General features: G+C 58.3%; 20 protein-coding genes. 8 read left to right on the top strand and 12 right to left on the bottom strand.

The features are described from left to right. Nucleotides 1–28: 28 nt before the first annotated feature. Nucleotides 29–877, top strand: coding sequence for a LysR family transcriptional regulator (locus SIB38_RS02010; protein WP_294115706.1), 849 nt, complete (start codon nucleotides 29–31; stop codon nucleotides 875–877). A 589-nt stretch (nucleotides 878–1,466) separates the two neighbouring features. On the opposite strand, the gene SIB38_RS02015 is transcribed toward SIB38_RS02010, so the two are convergent. Next, complete coding sequence (locus tag SIB38_RS02015) at nucleotides 1,467–1,694, bottom strand: hypothetical protein (protein WP_294115704.1); 228 nt, start codon at nucleotides 1,692–1,694, stop codon at nucleotides 1,467–1,469. 110 nt (nucleotides 1,695–1,804) lie between these two features. Beyond that, entirely contained in the window at nucleotides 1,805–2,716 is a 912-nt protein-coding gene (gene pcaQ / locus SIB38_RS02020; protein ID WP_412551230.1) for a pca operon transcription factor PcaQ, read from the bottom strand. 91 nt (nucleotides 2,717–2,807) lie between these two features. Here pcaQ and pobA point away from each other — a divergent pair, with 91 nt between their 5' ends. Genes pobA through SIB38_RS02050 form a run of 6 tightly spaced genes read left to right on the top strand, consistent with a single transcriptional unit; the run spans nucleotide 2,808 to nucleotide 7,721 of the window. Beyond that, nucleotides 2,808–3,977 (top strand): 4-hydroxybenzoate 3-monooxygenase, encoded by a 1,170-nt coding sequence (pobA, locus tag SIB38_RS02025; protein WP_412551231.1) that lies wholly within the window; start codon nucleotides 2,808–2,810, stop codon nucleotides 3,975–3,977. Between the two features lie 25 nt (nucleotides 3,978–4,002). Further along, a complete protein-coding gene (gene pcaC, locus SIB38_RS02030) occupies nucleotides 4,003–4,374 on the top strand; it encodes a 4-carboxymuconolactone decarboxylase (protein WP_412551232.1) in 372 nt (123 codons plus the stop codon). A gap of 36 nt (nucleotides 4,375–4,410) precedes the next feature. Beyond that, on the top strand, nucleotides 4,411–5,139 hold the full coding sequence (gene pcaH, locus SIB38_RS02035) for a protocatechuate 3,4-dioxygenase subunit beta (RefSeq protein ID WP_294115696.1): 729 nt from the start codon (nucleotides 4,411–4,413) through the stop codon (nucleotides 5,137–5,139). Nucleotides 5,140–5,141: 2 nt separating this feature from the next. Next, nucleotides 5,142–5,762 (top strand): protocatechuate 3,4-dioxygenase subunit alpha, encoded by a 621-nt coding sequence (gene pcaG / locus SIB38_RS02040; RefSeq protein WP_412551233.1) that lies wholly within the window; start codon nucleotides 5,142–5,144, stop codon nucleotides 5,760–5,762. A 45-nt stretch (nucleotides 5,763–5,807) separates the two neighbouring features. Further along, nucleotides 5,808–6,641, top strand: a complete 834-nt coding sequence (locus SIB38_RS02045) for a 3-keto-5-aminohexanoate cleavage protein (protein ID WP_294115693.1) — start codon at nucleotides 5,808–5,810, stop codon at nucleotides 6,639–6,641. A gap of 12 nt (nucleotides 6,642–6,653) precedes the next feature. Beyond that, entirely contained in the window at nucleotides 6,654–7,721 is a 1,068-nt protein-coding gene (locus SIB38_RS02050; protein WP_294115691.1) for a 3-carboxy-cis,cis-muconate cycloisomerase, read from the top strand. Between the two features lie 12 nt (nucleotides 7,722–7,733). Here the strand turns inward: SIB38_RS02050 and SIB38_RS02055 are convergent, their stop codons facing one another. From SIB38_RS02055 to SIB38_RS02070, 4 genes are all read right to left on the bottom strand, one after another. Then, the gene (locus SIB38_RS02055; RefSeq protein ID WP_294115689.1) at nucleotides 7,734–8,327 is read right to left on the bottom strand and encodes a 3'-5' exonuclease; all 594 of its coding nucleotides are present in this window, start codon (nucleotides 8,325–8,327) and stop codon (nucleotides 7,734–7,736) included. Nucleotides 8,328–8,490: 163 nt separating this feature from the next. After that, entirely contained in the window at nucleotides 8,491–11,553 is a 3,063-nt protein-coding gene (locus tag SIB38_RS02060) for an efflux RND transporter permease subunit (RefSeq protein WP_412551234.1), read from the bottom strand. A gap of 11 nt (nucleotides 11,554–11,564) precedes the next feature. Further along, on the bottom strand, nucleotides 11,565–12,617 hold the full coding sequence (locus SIB38_RS02065; RefSeq protein WP_412551236.1) for an efflux RND transporter periplasmic adaptor subunit: 1,053 nt from the start codon (nucleotides 12,615–12,617) through the stop codon (nucleotides 11,565–11,567). Further along, nucleotides 12,611–13,081, bottom strand: coding sequence for a MarR family winged helix-turn-helix transcriptional regulator (locus SIB38_RS02070; RefSeq protein WP_294115685.1), 471 nt, complete (start codon nucleotides 13,079–13,081; stop codon nucleotides 12,611–12,613). Before SIB38_RS02070 ends, SIB38_RS02065 begins: the two co-directional genes overlap by 7 nt. A gap of 268 nt (nucleotides 13,082–13,349) precedes the next feature. Here SIB38_RS02070 and SIB38_RS02075 point away from each other — a divergent pair, with 268 nt between their 5' ends. Next, nucleotides 13,350–15,629 carry a PAS domain-containing hybrid sensor histidine kinase/response regulator gene (locus SIB38_RS02075; protein WP_294115683.1) on the top strand — a complete coding sequence of 760 codons (2,280 nt, stop codon included), beginning with the start codon at nucleotides 13,350–13,352 and terminating at the stop codon, nucleotides 15,627–15,629. Nucleotides 15,630–15,935: 306 nt separating this feature from the next. Here SIB38_RS02075 and SIB38_RS02080 read toward each other — a convergent pair whose 3' ends face one another. From SIB38_RS02080 to SIB38_RS02105, 6 genes are all read right to left on the bottom strand, one after another. Beyond that, nucleotides 15,936–17,021 carry a flagellar basal body P-ring protein FlgI gene (locus SIB38_RS02080; RefSeq protein WP_412551237.1) on the bottom strand — a complete coding sequence of 362 codons (1,086 nt, stop codon included), beginning with the start codon at nucleotides 17,019–17,021 and terminating at the stop codon, nucleotides 15,936–15,938. A 23-nt stretch (nucleotides 17,022–17,044) separates the two neighbouring features. Beyond that, on the bottom strand, nucleotides 17,045–18,055 hold the full coding sequence (locus SIB38_RS02085; protein WP_294115677.1) for a flagellin: 1,011 nt from the start codon (nucleotides 18,053–18,055) through the stop codon (nucleotides 17,045–17,047). Then, on the bottom strand, nucleotides 18,052–19,509 hold the full coding sequence (gene flgK, locus SIB38_RS02090) for a flagellar hook-associated protein FlgK (RefSeq protein ID WP_294115676.1): 1,458 nt from the start codon (nucleotides 19,507–19,509) through the stop codon (nucleotides 18,052–18,054). Before flgK ends, SIB38_RS02085 begins: the two co-directional genes overlap by 4 nt. Before the next feature lie 41 nt (nucleotides 19,510–19,550). Next, nucleotides 19,551–20,858, bottom strand: a complete 1,308-nt coding sequence (locus SIB38_RS02095; protein ID WP_294115674.1) for a flagellar hook protein FlgE — start codon at nucleotides 20,856–20,858, stop codon at nucleotides 19,551–19,553. A 98-nt stretch (nucleotides 20,859–20,956) separates the two neighbouring features. Then, the gene (locus SIB38_RS02100) at nucleotides 20,957–21,787 is read right to left on the bottom strand and encodes a flagellar motor protein MotB (protein WP_294115672.1); all 831 of its coding nucleotides are present in this window, start codon (nucleotides 21,785–21,787) and stop codon (nucleotides 20,957–20,959) included. Nucleotides 21,788–21,903: 116 nt separating this feature from the next. Beyond that, nucleotides 21,904–22,659 carry a lysophospholipid acyltransferase family protein gene (locus tag SIB38_RS02105; protein WP_412551238.1) on the bottom strand — a complete coding sequence of 252 codons (756 nt, stop codon included), beginning with the start codon at nucleotides 22,657–22,659 and terminating at the stop codon, nucleotides 21,904–21,906. Nucleotides 22,660–22,839: the final 180 nt, after the last annotated feature.

Raw genomic sequence — 22,839 nt, forward strand, 5'->3', positions numbered from 1 at the left:
CCGACCAACTCCGTCATAAAATTAGACGATGACAAATCTCGACCATCTCAACGTTGTTGCTACGATCTGCGACACCGGCAGTTTCCAACTGGCCAGCGAAAAGCTGAACAAGGCGAGATCTGCTGTGTCTTATTCGGTCAAGCAAGTGGAGGATTTCTATCAGGTCCAGATTTTTGACAGGTCGACCTATCGCCCGACGCTGACACGTGAGGGCAGGGCGTTGCTTGCGCAGATCCGTCATTTGCTGGACCAGGCGCAGCAATTCGAAGATTTCGTGCGGGACCTGAAGGGAGAAGTGGAAACCGAGTTGCGCATTGGCGTTAGCAGCAACTTCCCCATTCCGCGTCTGGCCAAATTGCTGAAGGAGCTGAAGCGCGAATTTCCCTCGACCACATTGCATCTGGAGATCGAAACGGCCTCGGGTGAACGGCAATTGATGGCTGAAAAGGTCGACATCGCGATCTTCGCAGCCCCGACACGCAGCCCGTTCATCGACTACCGCCAAATCACTCAGATGAGCTTCCCATTGGTGGCAGCCCCTGAACTGGTAGGTTCGAATCCTGCGCTGGTCAGCAAAACAGAGCTCGGACGCCACCCTCAGGTGGTCGTCAAATCCAGCGATGAAAAGGCACCTGATACCGGACTGTTAGGCGACGCTCCCAAGTGGTTCGTAACCGACATGGCGACGAAGAAGGAGTTGATCTTGGCAGGCTTAGGTTGGGGACGTCTTCCTGATCACATGGTCGAACAGGAGGTTTCTGATGGCAGCCTTGAGAAGCTGTCCACGCTCGGTGAGCTATCCTTACCCATTTGCCTGACCAAACGCGCAGGCCACCACTTGGGCACAGTAGGACGCAGAATTTGGGAGCAGCTCTGAGCATTCAAGCGGCATTCCGGCTACATTGAGTGGACTGCGACCCGATAACACACGGCGCCTGTTGATTTTGCAGCACCGAGTTTCGCAAACCCAGACGGCTCATTTCTGAAAGAGCCAATCGGAGCTCCGTTTGGACAGTCTATGTGACGTCAGCATTTCTTCGCTACGCTTGCTTCCGCGGGAAAGAAAAGTGGCAATGAGAGCATCGCTGACACCGAAATTTGCCGATCACGCCTTTCCGCTAGGCCTAAACTCCGCGGAAACTCTCGCTTTTTAGCCCGAATTTCGCGCTCCCCAATAGTCACTGATTTTGCAATCAAGACCTTAGAAAATCGGATCGTTTTGCCGAGCGGAGAAATGCCTTTTGTTTGAAGGCCAACCAAACGATCGTGTGTGAGAGTTTCGCGAACTCTTTTGGCGTTCAATGCGCGCTTCTATGGGTATCTTCTGCAAAAATTTCTCTTGAATTCTGGACGCTGCCGCGAACGCGTTCGCGGTGTCTTTCAATCGATGCACACAACAAGAAATGGCTGGCACGCTGCAAAGCGTGCCAGCCATTTCTTGTGTCTCATGTCTGCGTCAGACCAGTTTAGCAGCCTGCAGCGTTGTTCGCGATTGCACCACCGGCCACAGCACCGCCGGCTGTCAGGATGTCTTTACCGGAGCCGCCGCCGAGCTGGTTGCCCAAAGCACCGCCGACCACTGCACCTGTAATAGTAGCGCCAGCACAACCGATGTCTTTTTCGGTTACACCACCGGCACATGCGGACAGAACGGCCAAGCTACCTACCATTGCCGGGATCAAAATAAGTTTCATGCAATCACCTCATTCGTTTTTTGTTGTCCCCCATAATATGGTGGTTTTTTTGCCAAAATCAAAAGCTGACAGGCGGAAAAACGCCGGATCACTAAAACCGGCCAGGCCAACTAGCCAATGCGCCCCGCGACCTCTGTCAAAACCCGCCGGAAAAGAGATTCAGCGGCAGATAGTTGCCCTTCTGTGCGGGCCATCAAACCAACCGGCCCTTTGGTGAGCGAGGTGTCAAACGGCAGTCGCACCAGCGCACCGCTTTCCAGTTCTTTGGCCACCACCCCATGCGAGATGATCCACACCGCGTCATGGGAAAGCGCATGGTTCCGACCAAAAGCCCCGGACACGCTTTCGACTTTCCGGCCAATCTCCCCAACGCCCTGCGCCACCAGCGCCCGCTCCACCAATGGACGGATTGCCGCGGCCGCCGGCGGAAAGATCACCGGCCAATCTTCCAAACGATGAATGTCGGGTTGCGCAAGAAGCGGATGCCCCCGGCGCACGACGAACTCAACATGCTCATCATACAGCTGGGTGAACGCGATCCCCCGCATCACCTCTGGCGCGCCCATGCGCCCGATCACCATATCCAGCTGCCCCCGGCGCAGTTCTTCGATCAGATAGCCATGAGGCCCGTCATGAATATGCAGCATCACATCCGGCGCCAGCTCTGAAAAGGCCTGCACCACTTCCGGCATCAGCCGCGCTGCCACACTGGGCAAAGCGCCAACAGAGAGGCTGACCCGCCCCGCCGCTTCCATCTGCGCCACCCCGTTGAGCCCCTGCTGCAAAGCCGCGAGGCTCATCTGGGCAAAGTGTAAAAACACCTCGCCCTGTTTGGTCAGGCTGACGCCACCGCGATTGCGCACCAACAGATCGGCCCCAACAACCTCTTCCAGCTCCTTCAGCGTCTTGGAAATCGCGGGCTGTGTCAGGTTCAGATGCTGTGCCGCCGATTTTAAGCTGTTGTGCCGCACAATCTCGGCAAAACACTGGATGTGACGGAACTTGATGCGCCGATCGATCATGACTTGATGCTCGTTTTTGATAACTAAAACTGATAATAGCTCATTTTACTTTTCGCTTTTGGGAAGTCAAACTGCCAACAGGAGGACTTTCATGCGCACTCAGGTTTGCATTATCGGCGGCGGCCCGTCTGGGCTTTTGCTCTCACAACTGCTGCACCGCAAAGGCATCGACAGCATTGTTCTGGAGCGCAAAACCCGCGACTACGTGCTGGGGCGCATCCGCGCGGGCATTCTGGAAACAGGCTTTGTGGATCTGATGCGCGAGGCCGGTGTCGGCGCCCGCATGGATGCCGAAGGCTTCACCCACCATGGCACGGTGATTGCCTATGGCGAAGAAGAGTTTGGCATCTCTTTTCACGCGCACACCGGGAAAGACGTCATGGTCTATGGCCAGACCGAGCTGACCCGCGACCTCTATGACGCACGTGAGGCTGAGGGCGGCAATCTGGTGTTCAATGTCGAGGACGTGGTGATCCACGACGCCAAAAGTGACGCGCCTTACGTGACCTACCACGTGGACGGCAGCGAGCACCGGATCGACTGTGACTACATCGCCGGCTGTGATGGCTTCCACGGCGTCAGTCGCCAGACTATCCCTACCTCGGTGCGTCGCGAATATGAAAAGGTCTACCCCTTTGGCTGGCTGGGCGTGCTGTCCGAAACGCCCCCCGTGCATGACGAGTTGATCTACAGCTGGTCGGAGCGCGGCTTTGCCCTCTGTTCCATGCGCAACGCCAACCTCAGCCGGTATTACATCCAATGCTCGCTCAGCGACTCGCCCGACGATTGGAGCGACGCTGCCTTCTGGACCGAACTCAAACGCCGCATTCCTACCCGCCACGCAGAAGCCTTGGTGACCGGCCCCTCAATTGAAAAATCCATCGCGCCCTTGCGCAGCTTTGTGACCGAACCGATGCGCTGGGGCCGTCTGTTTCTCTGTGGCGATGCCGCCCACATCGTGCCGCCCACCGGCGCCAAGGGGCTGAACACCGCCGCATCCGACATCCACTACCTCTACCACGGTCTCGTGCAGGTCTATCAGGACAAGGATACCGCGGGCATCGACGCCTATTCCGAACGGGCGCTGGCGCGTATCTGGAAGGCTGAGCGGTTCAGCTGGTCGACCACCAATCTGCTGCACCGATATCCGGATCAATCCGAGTTTGATCTGAAGATGCAGCGCGCCGAGATCGATTTCCTGCGCAGCAACGACGCTGCACAAAAAGTGTTTGCCCAGAACTATGTGGGTCTGCCCTACTGATTGGGCCAGACAAAGGAGACACGCCATGTCTGACAAATTCGCCACCGGTATGAAGGTCCGCCGCAAAGTGCTGGGTGACGCCCATGTCGATCGCACGGAGGCCAACAAAACCGCGCTGGACACGCCTTTTCAGACCCTGATCACCGAAGCGGCCTGGGGCACGGTCTGGGCCAGTGACGCGATCAGCCTGCGGGAACGTTCCATGCTGACCCTGGCCTTGCTCGCGGCCACTGGCAACTTTGACGAAATCCCGATGCACATCCGCGCCACCGCCAACACCGGGGCCAGCCAGGAAGACGTGATGGAGGTGTTTCAGCACGTGGCGATTTACTGTGGTGTGCCCAAAGCCAACCACGCCCTCAAACTGGCGAAACAGACCTTTGCAGAGATGGGCTGATCGCGCATTCTATGCGCGCAGGGGAGGAGCAACACTATGAGCAAACCCGCAGAATTTTATCAGCGTGACCGGGAATGGCACCCGCCTGCATTTTCGCAGGACTACAAAACCTCCGTGGCGCGGTCCCCGCAAAACGCTCTGATCAGTCTGGAACAAACCGTCAGCGAGATCACCGGGCCACGCTTTGGCCATGGCGACGTGACCGAGATGGACCGCGACCTGCTGCACAACTACGCCAAACCCGGCGAAAGCGCGATTGGCGAGCGCATCATTGTGCATGGCCGCGTGCTGGATGAAAACGCCCGCCCCGTGCCCAACACTTTGGTGGAGATCTGGCAGGCCAACGCTGGAGGGCGCTATCGCCATAAGAAAGACGCCTATCTCGCGCCCATTGATCCCAACTTTGGCGGCTGCGGCCGCACCACCACCGACGACAACGGCTACTACTATTTCCGTACCGTGAAACCCGGCGCCTACCCCTGGCGCAATTGGGTCAACAACTGGCGGCCGGCGCATATTCATGTGTCGGTGTTTGGCACCGCCTTTGCCCAACGCCTGATCACGCAGCTGTATTTTGAGGGCGACCCGCTGATCGCCAAATGCCCGATTGTGAACACCATCCCGGATAAAGCCGCACGTGGTCAGTTGATTGCCGCGCTTGATATGAACGCCTCGGTGCCGCTGGACAGCATCGCCTATAAGTTTGACATCGTGCTGCGCGGACGGCGCTCCACCCTGTTCGAAAACCGCATGGAGGGCAATTGAGCATGGTGCAGAAGCTCGACTACCTTAAAGAAACGCCCTCCCAAACGGCTGGGCCATACGTGCACATCGGCCTTGCCCCCGGCGCGGCAGGGTTTGACATCTACGAACGCGAATTGGGCTGGGACATCGCCGGCCCCAATGCCAAAGGCGAGCGCATTCGCATCGAAGGGCTGGTGATCGACGGCACTGGCAGCCCGGTGAAAGACGTGATGCTGGAAGCCTGGCAGGCTAATTCAGAGGGCCTTTACCCGCATCCGAAACAGGCCGGTGAGACCGAAGAAGGCTTCAAAGGCTGGGGCCGCGTGATCACCGATTTTGACACCGGCGAATGGGGCTTTGACACCATCAAACCCGGGCGTGTCATGGGCCGCAACGGACACCTGATGGCGCCACATATCTCGTTGTGGATCGTGGCCCGGGGCATCAACGTCGGCCTGAACACGCGGCTCTATTTTGACGACGAGGCTGAGGCCAACGCCACGGACCCTGTGCTCAACGTCATCGAATGGGAAAACCGCCGCGCCACCTTGATTGCCAAACGCGAAATGCGCGACGGCTCCCCCGTCTATCGGTTCGACATCACGCTTCAGGGCGACAACGAAACTGTCTTCTTTGACATCTGACGACCGCCCCTGTCTTTTGGACGGGGCCAATCAAACGAGATCACCATGAGCAAACCCTGCATCCTGTGCTGCGCCATCACCGGTTCCGTGCCCACCAAGGCGGACAACCCTGCTGTGCCCACCACGGTCAGCGAACAGATCGAAAGCAGCCATGCGGCTGTCGAGGCAGGCGCCTCGATCATCCACGCCCATGTGCGCAACGATGATGAAACACCGTCCAGTGATCCGGAGAAGTTTGCCTTGCTGAAAGAGGGGTTGGAAAAACACTGCCCCGGCGTGATCATCCAATTCTCCACCGGTGGACGCTCTGGCGCAGGCCAAGCGCGCGGTGGCATGCTGCCGCTGCGGCCCGAAATGGCCTCGCTTTCTGTCGGTTCCAACAACTTCCCCACGCGGGTCTATGAAAACCCGCCGGAGCTGATTTCCTGGCTCTCCAGCGAGATGCAGACGTATGAAATCACACCGGAAATCGAGGCCTTTGACCTGAGCCACATCCTGCAGGCCATCCGTCATCATGAGGCGGGCACGCTATACGGCCAGCTTTATGTGCAGTTTGTCATGGGCGTGAAAAACGCCATGCCGGTGGATCGCGAGGTGTTTGAGTTCTACGTGAAAATCATGCAGGACCGCGCCCCCAACGCCGAATGGTGCGCGGCGGGCATTGGCGCGGCGCAGATCACCGTAAACGAATGGGCCATCGCCGCAGGCGGCCACACCCGAGCCGGTCTGGAAGACAACGTGCGTCTGGACCGCAACACGCTGGCGCCCTCAAACGCCGCCCTGATCGCCCGCGCCGCTGAGCTGTGTGAGAAATACGAACGCCCCCTGGCGACGCCTGCGCAAGCGCGCGACATCCTTGGCCTGCGTGCCGCAACCTGATCGGCCCTGACGATGAACCCGATGACCCACGCCGCCCATCTGTTTGGCCCGCTGTTCTCTGATCCTGAGAGCGAGGCGCTGTGGGACACCGCGCGGTTTGTCGACGGGTTTATCCAGTTTGAACGCGCCTTGGCCGAGGCGCTCGCAGAGGCTGGCGTGGTAGATCACGCCGTCGCGGCGGAAGCGGTGGAAGACATCAACAGCTTCCAACCGGACCTCGCGAAGGTCGCCGAAAATGTGGTGCAGGATGGCCTGCCCGTGCCGGAGTTTGTGCGTCAACTCAAAGCCCACGCGCGACCCTCCGCGCTCCCAGCCATTCACACTGGTGCCACCAGTCAGGATCTGATCGACACGGCGGTCTCGCTGATCCTGCGCGACGCGAACACGCGGTTTGAGGCGCAACTTGCGGGACTGCTGACAGCGCTCGACGCGCTCATAGGCAAATGGGGCGAGGCCACCATGATGGGCCGCACGCGCATGCAGACCGCTTTGCCCATCTCGGTATCAGACCGCATTGCCACTTGGTGCAATCCGCCAGCGTCTCACATAGACCGCCTCAAAGCGTTGCGCCCGCTCGTCGAAACCCTGCAATTTGGTGGCCCGGTGGGCAATCGCACCAGCCTCGCGCCGCATGGCGACGCCGTCGCCACTGCGCTGGCCAAAAACCTCAACCTCTCCAACCCCGACCGCGCCTGGCACGTCACGCGCGAAAGCCTAACCGACTACGCCAATTGGCTCTCAATGGTGACCGGCAGCTTGGGCAAGATGGGGCAGGATCTTGCTCTAATGGCGCAGCAAGGCGTGGAGGAAGCGCGCTTCTCCGGCGGCGGCACCAGCTCTGCCATGCCGCATAAACAAAACCCGGTGCGGGCGGAATTGCTGATCACCTTGGCGCGCTACAACGCCACGCAACTGCCAGCGATGCACCACGCCCTCGTGCATGAACAGGAGCGTTCCGGCAGCGCGTGGTCGTTGGAATGGATGGTCTTGCCCGCGATGGTGACCACCACAGCCACGGCCTTGCGACACGCCGACCAACTTATCCAAAGCATTGAGAGTATGGGACAATCTGCGCGGTAAGACTCTAAAGTCTCAGAACTCAAACGTCAGTTGCAGGTGTTTGATCTTACCGGTGATCTCTTCAATTGTGCATTTCAGCCGCTCTTCGGCCAACAGCACCACCTCCGCCGCCGCCCGTGCGTCTTCACCCGCGTCGTGGTGATGAAACTCAAGCCCCAGCGCCTTTTTCAGGTGACCAAGCCCATGCCCACCATTGCCGCGAAATTCGGGCCAGGCCTTGCGCGCGATCTTCACGCTATCGGCCCATTCCATCTTTGGCCCGTTTAGCCCCGCCGCACGACAGGCGGCTGTGATGGCCTTCTGGTCAAACCCGCTGTGCTGCACCATCAAATGCCGCGACAACAGCGGCATCATCCGCTGCCAGGCCTGCGCGAAACTCGGCGCGTCCCGCACGGTGCCCGCATCAATCCCTGTCAGCTCGGTGTTGAAGTCGGCAAATTCCTGATCCGGGTTGATGTAGGTCGAAAACGTCTCAATCCCGCCATCGCTGCGCACGCAGGCCAAGCCAATCTGGCTGATCGAGGCCGCATCGCGGTTGGCGGTTTCCACATCCAGCGCAATGAAACGGAACAGCCCATCGGGCAAAGGGGCATCAGGCAGAAACACAGCGTGCCTCCTGTCTTTGCGGTGCCATCACTCTCAAACTGCTGCGCAACATGTCTTTGTCTTGTGCCTTCTCGCGGGCCGGGACCGCCCCTATGCCAGCTTAGCGCCAAAAACAAAAGGCCGCCCACATTGGACGGCCTCTCTATTTTAGTAGCGTTGCGCGTCAGGCGGGCGCGGCTGCCGCCGCCGCTTTCTTCTCGCGCCGCTCTTCTTTGCCAAAGAACACCAGATAGAACACCGGCGCCGCAATCAGCGTCAGGATGGTGGCAAAAGCCAGGCCGCCCATGATGGTGATCGCCATCGACACAAAGAACGCATCAGTCAACAACGGCGCCATGCCAAGGATGGTTGTGACCGCTGCCAGCATCACCGGCCGCAAACGCGACACGCTTGCCTTCACAATAGCGTCGCGCATCGGCAGGCCTTCGTCGCGCACAAAGTCGATTTCCTCAACCAGCACGATGCCGTTTTTGATCAACATGCCCGACAGGCTCAACAGGCCAAGCAAAGCGGTGAACGTAAACGGCATATCCGTACCCAACAGCCCCAGCACCACGCCGTTCACCGACATCGGCACCAAAAGCCAGATGATGATCGGCTGACGGATGGCGTTGAACAACAGCACCGAAATCAGCACCATGATCAACAGGCTCAGCGGCAGTTGTTTGCCCAGGCTTTCCTGTGCTTCCGAACTGTTTTCCAACTCACCGCCCCATTCCATCTTGTAGCCGACCGGAATGTCCATCGCCTCAATTGGCCCTGTGACCTGCGCCTGTACCTGTGCCGCCGTCAGGCCAGAGCGGATGTCCGCTCCTACCGTGATGGTCGCCACGCGGTCGCGCCGATGGATCAGGGTGTTTTGCGTCTCATGCACAAAGCCATCGACCATCTGTTCCACTGGCACAAAGCTGTTGGAGGTGGTGGAGTAAACCACCTGATCCACCAACCCAAAAGCCCCGTCCGCCTGTCGTCGCAGGATAATCGGGATCAGACGTTCGTTCTCGCGGAACTCGCCCGTGGTCAGCCCGTCGGTGGCAAATTGGAACATGTCAGCGATGTCTTCGCGGTCCACACCGGCGGTCTGCGCCCGCTCTGTTGCGTAGATCGGTTTGATCACCAATTCCTGCTCACGCCAGTTGGTGCGCACGCTGGTGATGTCCTCGGTGGTTTGTGTCAGCACCTCCGCCGCTTGGGTCGCCAATTGGCGCAGCACCACAGGATCACTACCGGAGAAACGCACCTGAATTGGGTCGCCGCCACCTGGGCCAAAGACCAGTCGCTTGGTGCGGAACTCACCTTCAGGCAAGGCCTCTGCACCAAAGGCTTCCAGGTCCTTTTGCAGCGGCGGGATCGCCTCAAGGTTTTCAGCCCGTACAATGATGTGGCCATAGCTTGGGTTGGCCTTCTCGGACTCATAGGTCAGCATAAACCGGGTCGCACCTTGACCGACAAAGGTGGCGTAGCTCACCACATCGTCGCGCTCCGCCAACCACTCTTCGAGCACCGCCATCTGATCCGACGTGGTCGCAATGGGCGTGCCCTGCTGCAGCTTGTAGTGCACAAAAAACAGCGGCGTATTGCTGTCCGGGAAGAACTGCTGCTTCATCAGGCCAAAGCCCGCGTAGCACACCGCCGTGACGGCAATGAGCCCCACAATCACCAACCACCGCAGCTTCAACGCCAGTCGCAGGCTTGCGCCATACATGCGGAAAATCAGCCCACCATAAGCGTCGCCCTCGCCACCGTTGCCTTGTTTAAACAGGTAGTGGCCAAGCATCGGCGTCACGGTCAGTGCCAGCACCCAGCTCAACAAAAGCGAAATGCCAATCACTGCAAACAGCGAGAACAGGAATTCCCCGGTCGCATCCGGGCTCAGGCCGATGCCCGCAAAGGCCATGATGCCAATGATAGTCGCCCCCAGAAGCGGAATTTGCGTCTTGCCCGAGGCCTCATCCGCCGCCTCTCGGCTGTTCTTGCCCTGCAGCATCGAAATCTGCATGCCCTCGGCGACCACAATCGCGTTGTCCACCAACATGCCCATCGCAATGATCAGCGCGCCAAGGGAAATCCGCTCCATCTCGATTGAAAACAGCCCCATAAAAAGGAAGGTGCCCACCACCGTCAGGAACAGGGTCACCCCCACCACCACGGCGGCGCGCCAACCCATGAAGACTGCCAGCACGGCAACCACAATGGCCACCGACATCGCAAGGTTGACAAGGAAGTCGTTGGAGGCTTTCTCCACCACCACGTGCTGTTGATAGATCGGGTGCAGCTCGACACCTGCGGGAATGTCCCCGGCCATCTGCGCCAGCTTTTCATCGACGCGCTTGCCCACCACCACGATGTTTTCCGTGGCAATGCCAGCGACACCAAGCGTGAAGGCCTCTTCCCCGTTGAAGCGAATGATCTGACGCGGATTGTCCACCCGATCCCGGAACACGCGGCTGGTGTCAACAAGGTTCACAACCTTGCCATCCTGGCCCAGCGACAGTCCCGCGATTTCCGATACCGTGTCGGACCCATCGGGCCGCATGATACGGGTGCGGGCACCGTCGATTGTCACGGTCCCGGCCGCATTCACCGCATCCGCATTGGCAATCGCACCCGCGATCGCGTTCAACGAGATGTTCTGGTTCACCGACAACGCCAGATTCGGCTCCACAAAGATCGCCTCTTCCGGCAGGCCTTGAATATCCACATCCGCCACGCCGTCCACGGTCAGCAATTCTCGCCGCAGGAACGTTGCCAGCTCATGTTTCTCCGCGTCGGAAAAGCCCTCGGCGGTCACGCCAAGGAAGATGCCAAACACATCGCCAAAGCTGTCATTCACCAGTGGCGTGCTCACCCCGGTGGGCAGATGCCGCCCCGCGTCCGCCACCTTGGCCCGCAGCCGTGTCCAAACCTCGGGCAGTTCATTGCCGTCATAGGTCGATTTGATGTGCACATCGATCTGCGACACACCCGGCTGGTTGATCGAGGTGATGTAATCCACCTCTTCCATCTTCTGAATGGCAGATTCCAGAGGTTCGGACACCTCAATCGCCACCTGCTCCGATGTGGCGCCCGGGTATTGGGTGACAACAACCGCCTGTTTGATGGTGAAGGCCGGGTCTTCCAGCCGTCCCAGGTTCAAAAAGCTGACCGCACCGCCGATCAGGAAGATCAGGATGATCATCCATTTATAGATCGGCCGATCAATGGATCCGCGTGCAATATTGACCATCGCCCGCGCCCTCAGTTGCCAAAGCCGACAAAGCGGCGCACGGCTTGGCCGTCACTCAAGGCACCGCCACCGGTCAGCACCACTTCGTCACCGTCGTTCAGGCCCGCATTGATACGTACCATGCCCGCTGTGGCCGGTTCGCTTTCCACGGCCACCCAGGTCACTTTGCCTTCGTCGCCGCCCTTTGGGTCAAACCGCATCACACCAGTTGCGCCTTTGTCATCCACCACAATCGCCGTTGGCGGCACCAAAATGCCAGAGGAGGGTTCCGCCGCGCTCACAGTCACGGTTACGGACGAGCCCGGCAGGATCACTTTGCCTTCTGGCGGTGTCATGCCAAAGGTGATGCGGAAAGTCTGGCCCACGCTGCTGGTCTCCGCATCAAATTCGCGGATTTGCAGGTCAAACTCCTCGTCATTTCCGGGGAAACGCGCCTTGATGGTCACGTTCTGCTCATTGCCCGCGCGTTGGAACAGGATCTCCGGCACATCCACTTCAATGCGCAGTTCGCTCAGGTCGTGAATCCGTACCACCGGGCTGCCCGCGCTCACGGTGGTGAACAGCTCCACATTGCGGCTGGACACCAGCGCATCAAACGGCGCTGTCAACGTGGCATGGCGCAAAGACCACTCGGCGTTCTTCACCGCAATCTGCGCCAAAGACGCCTGCGTTTCCGCGTCGTCCAGAGTCACTTGGCTCACCGTGTTGCCGCGCAGCTTGTTGAGACGCTCCACCGTGCGATCTGCCTGTTCTTTCTGCAAAATCGCCTGATTGAGTTGCAGCTCAAAGATCTCCAGATCCAGCCGCGCAATCACATCGCCTTCGCCAATATTCAGACCTTCGGTCACCGGGAAGTCGACAATCTGCCCGCCAACCTGAAACGCCAAATCCACTGACTGACGCGCCTTCACCTGACCAAAGAACTGCCGCTCAAAGGCCACCGGCGCTTCGCTCACCACCATGAGTTTCACCGGCTTCAACACGTCTTGTGCTAGGGCTGCGACCGCGCCACTCACCGAGATCATCGCCGCTGTGGCGCAGACTTTTCCAAACTGTTTCAGCATTCTTTTTCCTCCAACAACCCGGCCGCAACAGCACCGGGCATGGCCTTTACAGCCAATTTGGCAAACTGGGAGATTTCATCGACGGTCATGCCGCAAATCTCGCGGAACCGGAGCTTGACTGCGTCCATCAACGTGGCTCGCGCGGCCAGCCCATCCGGGGTCAATTCTAACACAAGCGCGCGCCGGTCCTTTGGATCACGGTTTCTCTCAACAAACCCGCGCGCTTCCAACGCGTCCGCCACCGGTGTGATCGCCGAGGGAATACAGAAGGTGTCCTCCGCCAAAACCCCCATGCGTTTGGGCCGGTCCATAAACACCAGAATCCGCCGTTCCATTTTGGTGAGGGGCGGGTCGATGTTGATGTCTTCCAGCTCCGCCTCAATCTGGTTGAACAGGGCAAAGACACCGATGATCGCCAGAAACTCATCCGGCAGATCGGTGTTGGAAAATAAGTCGTCGGGCACGCGCGAATCCCTAAGGTATTTCAGTTTCTGAAATATCCAAATACAGAAGCTTTATGAACAAACAAGGGGCAAGGCTGCAAAATGCATGCAGGGTCGACACATCTATTCGACTGATATGGGGGACAATACCTGCAACACGACACCGGTAGAACACGCATGCTTCTCGAAAATTTTATTAGAAGTCATAGCGTTACGTCCTCACCTGAGTGATTAAATTAACACTGTCACGGTATGCATGCTTCACCAAAGACTATGTGGTACGTGAACTATGGTGGCAGACCCCGGACAACAGTTGCGACGCTCGGCCAAGCTGGCAGCCCGCCAGCGCGGTCTATTGGTGCAATATGCATCAGAGCGTGTGCGCGCTCTGAAACAGCGTACCGTGATTTACTCCCTGGGTGCGTTGATGATCGTTCTGGCCACCGGACCAGTTGTTGGGGGATGCGCCACAGCCATGCTGCTCATCGGCGAAGCGGTCGACATGTGGGTGCTGCGGCGTATTCCAGCACGCCTGCGGGCCGGAGAAAGCCATGCCGCCCTTCTGCGGGCCGCGGTGATGAGCGGCGCGTTTCAAGCCATCTCGATGTTCCTTGCTACGACGCTCTACGTGGTCGTGATCGGCAAAGAGGCTTCGATCATGGGAGTCGCAGGGGTGCTGGGCATGGGCATTGTCAATGGCGCGCTCATCCTGCCGACCAACCCCAAATTGGCCATCTTCAAGATGGGTCTGTTTGTCCTAACACCCCTATTTCTACTGGTGCTGCAAGCGATCCGCTTTGGCGGCGAAATGGCGATGCCGCATGTGAATGTGCCGGAACTGATGGTGGTCATCAGCATGGGCTATATGTGCTTTTCCTTTGTCAAAGCCGGCGTGGATAACTTCCGCAAAACCGAAGCCCTGCAAAACAGCCAGAAAAACCTCACCGCCGCCAATGACGCGCTCAGCAAGCATCGCAACGAGTTGCAGCGCCTGTCCATGGTGGCGCGCAAAACCAACGACGCGGTGATCCTGTCCAATCCAGCGCAGGAAATCGAATGGGTGAACGAGGCTTTTACCACCCTGACAGGCATCCCGGCCAAGGACATCATTGGCAAGCCCACCAGCCTTTTGGCTCAGCTCACAAATGCGGACACCGACATCACCAAGAAAGTAGCCAAGGCGATGCGGACGGGTGGAGACGGAAAAATTGAGGTGCGTCACAAGCTCGCAGACGGCCGCGAACGCTGGGGTGAAATGCAGATGCTGCCGGTGAAAAACGCCGATGACGAAGTGGAGTTCTTTGTCACCATCGCCCGCGACATCACAGCCATCAAAGACCACTCAAACACCATGCGTAAGGCCCGCCAGGCCGCCGAAGAAGCAGCCCGCACCAAGGCTGATTTCCTGGCCAACATGAGCCATGAAATCCGGACACCGCTCACCGGCATCATCGGCATGGCCGACCTGCTGTCGGACACCGAACAGACCGAAGAGCAGGATGACTACACCAAAACCATCATTGGCTCTTCGCGCAGCCTGCTGACGATCATCAACGACATTCTCGACCTGTCCAAACTGGACGCAGGCAAGTTGCAGATCACCAACAGCATCTTTGACACCCGCGCCTGCTTCAGGGAAACGCTGCGCCTTTTGGAAACTGCCGCCTATGACAAGGGCATTGGACTTAACCTGCACATCGCCGAGGATGTGCCCGCGCACCTCTTTGCGGATGACGTGCGCCTGCGCCAGATTGCAACCAACATCATCGGCAACGCCACCAAATTCACAGAATTTGGTAAAATTGACGTAGATGTATGGATGGACGGTCTCGACGAAGATGACAGCATGGCGGCGCTGACCCTGAACTTTGCCGTGCAGGACACCGGCATCGGCATCCCCAAAGACAAGCTTGCCGCCATTTTTGACGAATTTACTCAGGCCGAAACCTCCACCACCCGCCGTTTTGGCGGCACCGGTCTGGGCCTCTCGATCTGTCGCATCCTGACCGAACGCATGGGTGGGGAAATCTCCGTCACCTCCGAGTTTGGCGAAGGCTCTCGCTTCCAGGTGAGCCTGCCCGTTGAGCTGCCTCCGGCAGGAGCGCCACAATTGACCGAAGCCAAGGCCACCGAAGTGCTGGACTATGACGCCTTGGACCTCGCCGGCCTCAATGTGCTTGTGGCCGAGGACAACCGAACCAACCGCTTGCTGGTCGCCAAATACCTGGAGAAACTGCCGATCACTCTAAGCTTTGCCAATGACGGCTATGAAGCCGTAGAGGCCACGCTGGAAACACCGCCAGACCTGATCTTCATGGACATGTCGATGCCAAATATGAGCGGGATCGAAGCCACAGAAGCCATTCGCGCCAGCGCCGTTCACCAGCCGCGCATCGTGGCGCTGACCGCCAATGCGTTTGAGGCGGAAAAACGCGCCTGTTTGCAAGCTGGCATGGATGATTTCCTCACCAAGCCCATCCGCCGCGCCGATCTGGTCGACTGCTTGCTGCGCCACGTGGGTCACCGCAACACGCCTTCCTCGGCCGTACAGTCGGCGCTTCAAGCCTGATCGCCTTACCTTGTCAAATTCTCAGCTCATGAACCCTCTGCACGCCCTGTTTGGACGCGTGTCGTCGACTGAGTGCCGCCTATCCTCCCACTTCCAGACAACCTAGTCTCTGACTCCAGAAGGCAATTAAGCCAGCCGCGCACGGCAACAAAATGGCACGCCCCGATTGGCGACACTCCAGATCTCCGGCCCCACTCTCAGAGCTTCTCACCTCCCGGCGGGCTGCCGGCGCGCCCGCCTTGCGCGCATCAAAAAAGGGCGACATGCCCTAACATGCCGCCCCTCGCGCGTGTCTTGTTGTGTGGCTTAGCGCACAATGAACTCCGCGTGCAGCGCACCCGCCGCTTTGATGCTCTTGAGGATGTCGATCATATCGCGCGGGGCCACTCCCAGCGCGTTCAGACCTTCGATCACTTCACTCAGCGACGTGCCCATCGGCACCTCGGCGAGGCCAATGCCTTCATCCTCATCAATCTCCGCCTCGGTGCGCGGCACCACCACGGTTTCGCCATCGGCAAACGGGTTTGGTTGCACCACCAACGGGGTTTCTTGTACCCTGAGCGTTAGGCCACCTTGGGAGACCGCCACACGGGAAATCCGCACATCGTCGCCCATCACAATGGTGCCGGAACGTTGATCGACCACCACGCGGGCCTTGCGTTCGGGCTCCACAGAGATGTTTTCAATCTGGCTCAGCGCATGAGCTGGAGAGGGCTGATTGGTGCGATCGATATCTACCTGCACGGTGCCCGCATCCAGCATCAGTGCCACACGGCGGCCATAGCTTCGGTTGATCGCTTCCTCAATCCGACCGGCTGTTGTGAAATCCGGCTCCCGCAACGCCAGACGCATGTTGGTCAGCGTGGAAAAATCGAAGTCGATCTCTCTCTCAATGCGGGCGCCGGAGGGGATCACACCCGACGTGGGCACGCCCTTGACGACGCCGCCGGCCTCGCCTTCGGCTGCCACGCCCCCTGCGATCACCGTGCCCTGGGCGACTGCGTAGATCTCACCATCGGCAGCATTCATCGGCGTCATTACCAATGTGCCGCCCAAAAGGCTTTTGGCATCGCCAATTGCCGAAATGGTCACATCCACCGTGCCGCCTGCGCGGGCAAAGGGCGGAAGCGTTGCGGTTACAAACACCGCCGCCACATTTTTGGGACGCATGTTCTCGCCGGTGATGTTCACACCCAACCGTTCGAGAATATTGCTCATAATTTCTTCGGTAAACGGCGCATTCCGCAGCCCGTCCCCGGTTCCGTTCAGGCCAACCACCAAACCGTAGCCAACCAGATCATTGCCTCGTACACCGTCAAATTCTACCAGATCTTTGATCCGGATCGGCGCTGCTGCTGCCATGACTGGCATCAGTACGAGGAGCAGTAGCATTCTTGCTAAGCCCATGAGATCATTCACCTTACATAGTTTGCCAACGTGAGTTGGGAGAGACGGGCCGTGATCGTGTAGACCATCTCAAGTTGCACCTGCACGGCCTGCAGCTTGCCCGCCACATCCGTTTGGTCCGCAGAGAGCAGATCGCTCTGCGTCATCAGCATCGAGCTGCGCGACAGAGAATTCTCCGCCATCGCATTCTCGACACGTTCCTGGTTAAAACCGATGTCCGCGCGCACGCTTGTCAGGTTGTCCTGACCAGTCAAAAGCCGCTCACCGGCAATTTCCATCAGCTGTTTCTGCTCGGTGAGGTCCAGGTTCAGGCCCGGATCCAAGGCCAGCGCGGCCAGTGCGGAATCGCGCATCGCTTCGCGCAGCTCTGTGCTGTCGGCGCGGACATTAAAGTCCGCCGACTGGTTGTCGTTCAGGCGCATCGGTGCCAGATCGTTGAGAGATCCGGTGTAGGCACCGGTTTCAAAGCCACCTCCAGCGGACATGAAATAGTCATCCACCGCGGTCACAATGTCGGAAATGGTGGCCGACCCTGCAACAGCTGCAGAAATCTGCGTCATCATACTGTTGGCATCAACCAACGGCGCGCCATCGGTGGCGGTGCCCGCAAAAAGAGAGCGGTCCGCCACGCGCCCGTTCAACGCGCTGACAATTGCCTCAAAATCATTGCGGGCGGTTTTGGCCACACTGACCACAGACGCCGAGAGGCCGGATTCGGAGGCAGACAACAGATCGCGGCCCAGATCACCGGTCACGGTTTGGATCTGATCCAGAGTGGACTGCGCGGTTTCCAGAAACAGCGACGCGTCTTTGGCCGCAATGTCATAGCCTTCCAAAACGGTCAGCTGACGCTCCACACCCGCAAGCATGTTGAAATCGCCTTTTAACGCCTTCGCCACATCCGCCTTACGGCCCGAGCCCAGCTCATAAGCTAGCCGGTTGAGGTCCTGCTTAACCGAAGTTGTGCGGCGCGTGTTCATCATGTGCTGCGCCATGTCACCTATCGATGTAATGGTCATCCGATCCTCAACAGTTCTTGCATCATTTCATCCACGGCCTGAATCAGCTTGGCGTTGGCGGCGTAGGATTGCTCCACCAGCATCAGCATTTGCAGCTCCTGATCGGTGTCCACACCATCGAGCAGTTCCATCTCCTCAAGTGAGTTGAGGCGCGCAGAGGCAAAGGCCATATCCTGGTCGCTCTGCACACGGGCACCAGCCACGCTGGAGAGGAACTTGCCGCTCATCTCGCTCATGGAGACAGCCTTGCTGCCATAGCCGCCCGACACAGGCACAACCTGCTCCTTCATCGCGTCCAGCATACGGTTCAAATGGGTCGCATCACCGGAATCGCCCGGCGCTGCAGCGCCCAAACCGTCGCGCAACCGCCAGGTTTCCCCGGCACCGTCAATGTCTACCAGATTGTTCAGCTCCAGACGCCCGGCCAGGCCAACCTCGTTGGCGGCGGTAAACGCCAGACCCGCGTCGGTGAAAATCCCCGGGTCCCCTGCGCCGAGCGTCGGATCCATCGTCGGATCCTGAAAACGCTCCACAAGGTTACGCGCGGCAGCATCCAGATCAGCCTGAGCCTGGGTGCCAAATTCATCGCGAATCGCAAACTGAGCCCCAATGGCGCCACCGGCCAGCGCACCTTTGTCGCTGTCGATACGCATCGGGTAGCCGTTGATCGAAATGCCATTCAGCAGGCCATTGGCCTCGGTCATATGCGGCTCAACTGTGCCCACCTCGGTGAACTCGATTGTTGCCGCTTTGCCGTCCAGCAACACCGCGCCATTGGTCGTATAGAGCGCCACGCCACCGCGATCACGCGGGGTCAAACGCACTGGCACCAACTCGCCAATCTGGTCAATCAAAACCTGGCGCTGATCTTCTAGCGAGGCGGTTTCCTGACCCTGGTTGATCGCCAGAGAAATCTTGCGGTTCACCTCTTCGGTTTCTTTCAGCAGGGAATTCAGACTATCCACCATATTGCCGATGTTGGTGTCCGCCTCGGTGCGCATTTTCTGAATGCCGTCAGAGGCGTCATTAAACGCATTGGCGATGCGCTCAGCATCCTGAGACATATTGGCCAGACGAATGTCACTGTCCGGCGCACCCGTGGCCATCGCCATGGAGCTTTCAAAGGTCGCCACCACACCAGACAGACTGGTCGGATCATCTGGCGTGCCCACCATGCTTTCCAGTCGATTGTAAAAAGCGCTTGTGCCGTTTGCCAATGCGGAGCCCGCATCCGCCAAACGACGTTCCGCGATGGTCACTGGGTTCACGTGGCGCGACGTGCCCTCCAATTTCACACCACCGGAATAGCCGTAAAGGGCGGCAGATTGATTGAGGGACCGCCGCCCATAGCCTTCGGTCATGGCATTGGAGATGTTGGAAGACACCACTTCTGCCCGGCGCGCTGAGGCCGTCAGTCCAGTAAGTGCATTGGAAAGAGCGCTTGAAATGCTCATGGCTTATCCTTTCCGGCCAACTACGGCCTCGGCGCGGCTAGTTAGCGTTTGATATTGGTGGTTTCTTGCAGCATCTCATCCACGGTCTGAATGACCTTGGCGTTGGTGCTGTAGGCGCGCTGAGTCTGGATCATATCGGTCAGCTCACCCGCCACATCGGTGGCCGATTCTTCGCGGACATAAGACAGAAGCTCACCAGACGGGCCGGTGCCGGCATCCCACATAAAGAACGGACCACTTTCATTGGATGGCACGTAGGTCTGGAAGTCCAAAGAGATGTCCAGGCCGTTAGGATTTGGCACATCCACCAGCGGGATCTGCGCAATACGGCGCGTGATGCCAGTGTCAAAATACGCAAAGACATAGCCATTGTTATCGACCTCAACAGAGGTCATTGAGCCCACGGGGGCGCCGTCTTTATCGATGTTGAGTGGTGCATAGTCGTCACCCAACTGACTCATGCCACCTTCGGTACCAATCATGCCAATGCTGAACTCCAACGGACCACCGGCCACGTTGAGAATTGCACTGCCGGTCAGCGGGTCGTACGCACCGCCGGGAGGATTGGACACGACGTTCTGCAACAAGCCACTGGAGGTACGACCATCATCAAAGGTCATGGTGTAGTCGCCGATAATCGCGCCGCCGGACGCCGAATCGCGGATCACCATGTTCCACTCATTGGAAGCACCTGCCGCTGGCACGGTTGGCGTAAACTCAATGTTCAGAGTTTCAGCCTGACCAAGGTTGCCGTGATATTCGATGCTCAACGTTTCCATGGTACCCGCAGCACCCGCCACGGTGGAGGTTGCTGGCAAGTTCACACCCAGATCAACCGAGGTCGTCGGAGAACCTACCAACTGAGATGTCAAAAGGCGAATCGGGCTCAACCCCGTATCGGTATCACGCGGATAGTTTGGAATCGTGCCATCAGCGTTCGCAGGCCACCCCATCAAGCTCAGACCCGCTTCAGAAACCAGATAGCCATCCTCATCCGGACGGAAAGACCCAGTTGTGGCCAACATCATCTGAGGGCTGGTATCGCCTGCTTTGATCGATGTGGCAGCGGCCACAGGAAGGAAGCCACGACCACGCACCGCCAGATCGGTCGGGTTGGTGGTTGGCGTCAACGAGCCGCCTTCATCAATCAAACGGCGGGAGGTCGCCTGCACGCCGCCTGCGGAATATTTACCACCACTGGCACCGGTCACCATAGACTGGAAATCAGTCTCAACCCGGCGATAGCCATAGGTCGCAGAGTTCGCGATGTTGTCAGAGATGGTCGCCAGACGGGTGGCATTGGCATTGAGCCCGGCCACACCGGCATTAAGCGAAGAGGAAATCGACATGGTACGCCTTTCTGCTGTATCAATTCGGTCGTCGTCTGCTTGGTTACGACAATCGGAATTAACAGCGGCCTAACGGCGTACCATATTTCCTTTTAGCTTCAGCGATCCTTTCTCAGCAGGATGATCTCAATCCTGTTGTTGCGCAGGTCCCGCGGCACATTAGACACCGGTTCGCGATCCGCGTGACCCGTCACTCGTGCCACCCGTTCAGTCTCCAAACCATGGGCCTCCATCAGCTTCCGCAGCTCATTTGCGCGAATCGATGACAGCTGCCAACTTGGATTTTCCCGCACGGTAATCACACTGGTGCGCACATGGCCTTCCACCGCCACGTCATTGGTCACCATGTTGGACACCTCTGCCAGCACCTTGGCCAAATCAACCAGAATGGGCATCGGCACCGCGCTCTTGGGCTTAAACAACCGCTGGTCTTCGGAATCAAAGATCTCGATCACCAGACCTTCGTCGGTCAAACGAGTCACCACATGCTTGAGCAAATTATCCGCCAGCAGGCTTTCACCACCGCCACCAATCAGCATGTCTTCGACGGTTTCAAACTCGGCGTTTTCGCCTTTGCTGCCGGGCTGTTCAAACTCAACCGGATCCGGATTCTCTTTCAACGCCGTTGGCAAACCACCCACGCCGGTTTGCGACAGGATATTATGCTCCTGCACGCTGTCACCGCCAAACATGGCGTTGCCGCCACCGGACACTTTGTTCAATGGCACCGTTGGGCTGAAGAATTCTGCAATCCCCAGCCGTTGTTGTTCGGTTGTCGCGTTGATCAGCCACATCAGCAAAAAGAATGCCATCATGGCGGTCACAAAATCCGCGTATGCAATTTTCCACGCCCCACCGTGGTGTCCGTCGCCTGCGATGACCTTCTTACGTTTAATGATCACCGGAGCGCCGTTGGAACTATCAGCCATCGCCGTCACCCTTTTTCTCACCCTGACAACGACACCTAAACGCCAGCTCTTACCCCCACCTTAACATATGGAATACATGAGAAATTTTAGGGATTTTCCTACGGCTGCAAACCGCTCTAATCTGCCAAATATCCGCTCAAAATTTGCATAAAATCGCGCCGGTCCAAACCGGCCTCAATCGGTGGTCCAATCTGCAGTTCGACTGTGCCTGGAAACTTCAACCAACTGCCATGCGGCCACACCGCGCCAGAGTTCAACCGGACCGGCACTGCTGGCACACCGGCCAGTTGATACAGCACCCCAACCCCGGCTTGCAGGGCATGCGCTTCCTGACGACGTGTGCCACTGGGAAAAATCACCAAACTCCGGCCATCTTTCGCCGCTGCTGCCCCCGCACGAAACCCCGCGCGCATTGCATCCGCGCTTGCCCCGGCCGTCACCGGAATATGACCAAACTTGCGCACGACCGGGCCAAACACCGGATAGTAAAAAATTGGCGCTTTGGCGTACATCACCGGATGATCAAACAGCACTTGGAAAAACAACGTCTCCCACGTGCTCTCATGCTGAGATGCGATCAACACAGGTCCCTCGGGCAAGCTGTCCCGTCCCTCAAGCCGAAGCTGGATGCCGCACACTCTGCGCAGCAGCCACAACAGGACCCGCAGATAGCGATCCACAATGGCATAGACGGTCCTGCGTGGTCCGCGCAGCGCAGGCCAACACAACAAAAAAGGCACCGCCGCAACACCGGCAAGCACATAAAACAAAAGGCTTCGTACTAAGACGACGGGAAGAAACTGTTGTAGCCCTGGCATAAGAATTCTCATGACAATGTGCCTCAGTCTTACGCGGTGATATCGCCTTTGCATAGCTTCCCTTCGCCGATCCTCGGAGAAGTATGTGAATGCTGTCTGGCCACGGAGTCACGCTTGGTCTAGTCTACCGCTAAGGGGCAACGTTCTGCCTGTTGCCCGAGCATTTTGAAGAGTTTTTGGCGCGCATGGGGGATGCTTTGCAGACAGGCGCACGACGGGTCCTTTTTTCGGGCA

This window comes from Shimia sp. MIT910701, from assembly GCF_047126315.1.
In the GTDB taxonomy this organism is placed as follows: domain Bacteria; phylum Pseudomonadota; class Alphaproteobacteria; order Rhodobacterales; family Rhodobacteraceae; genus Shimia.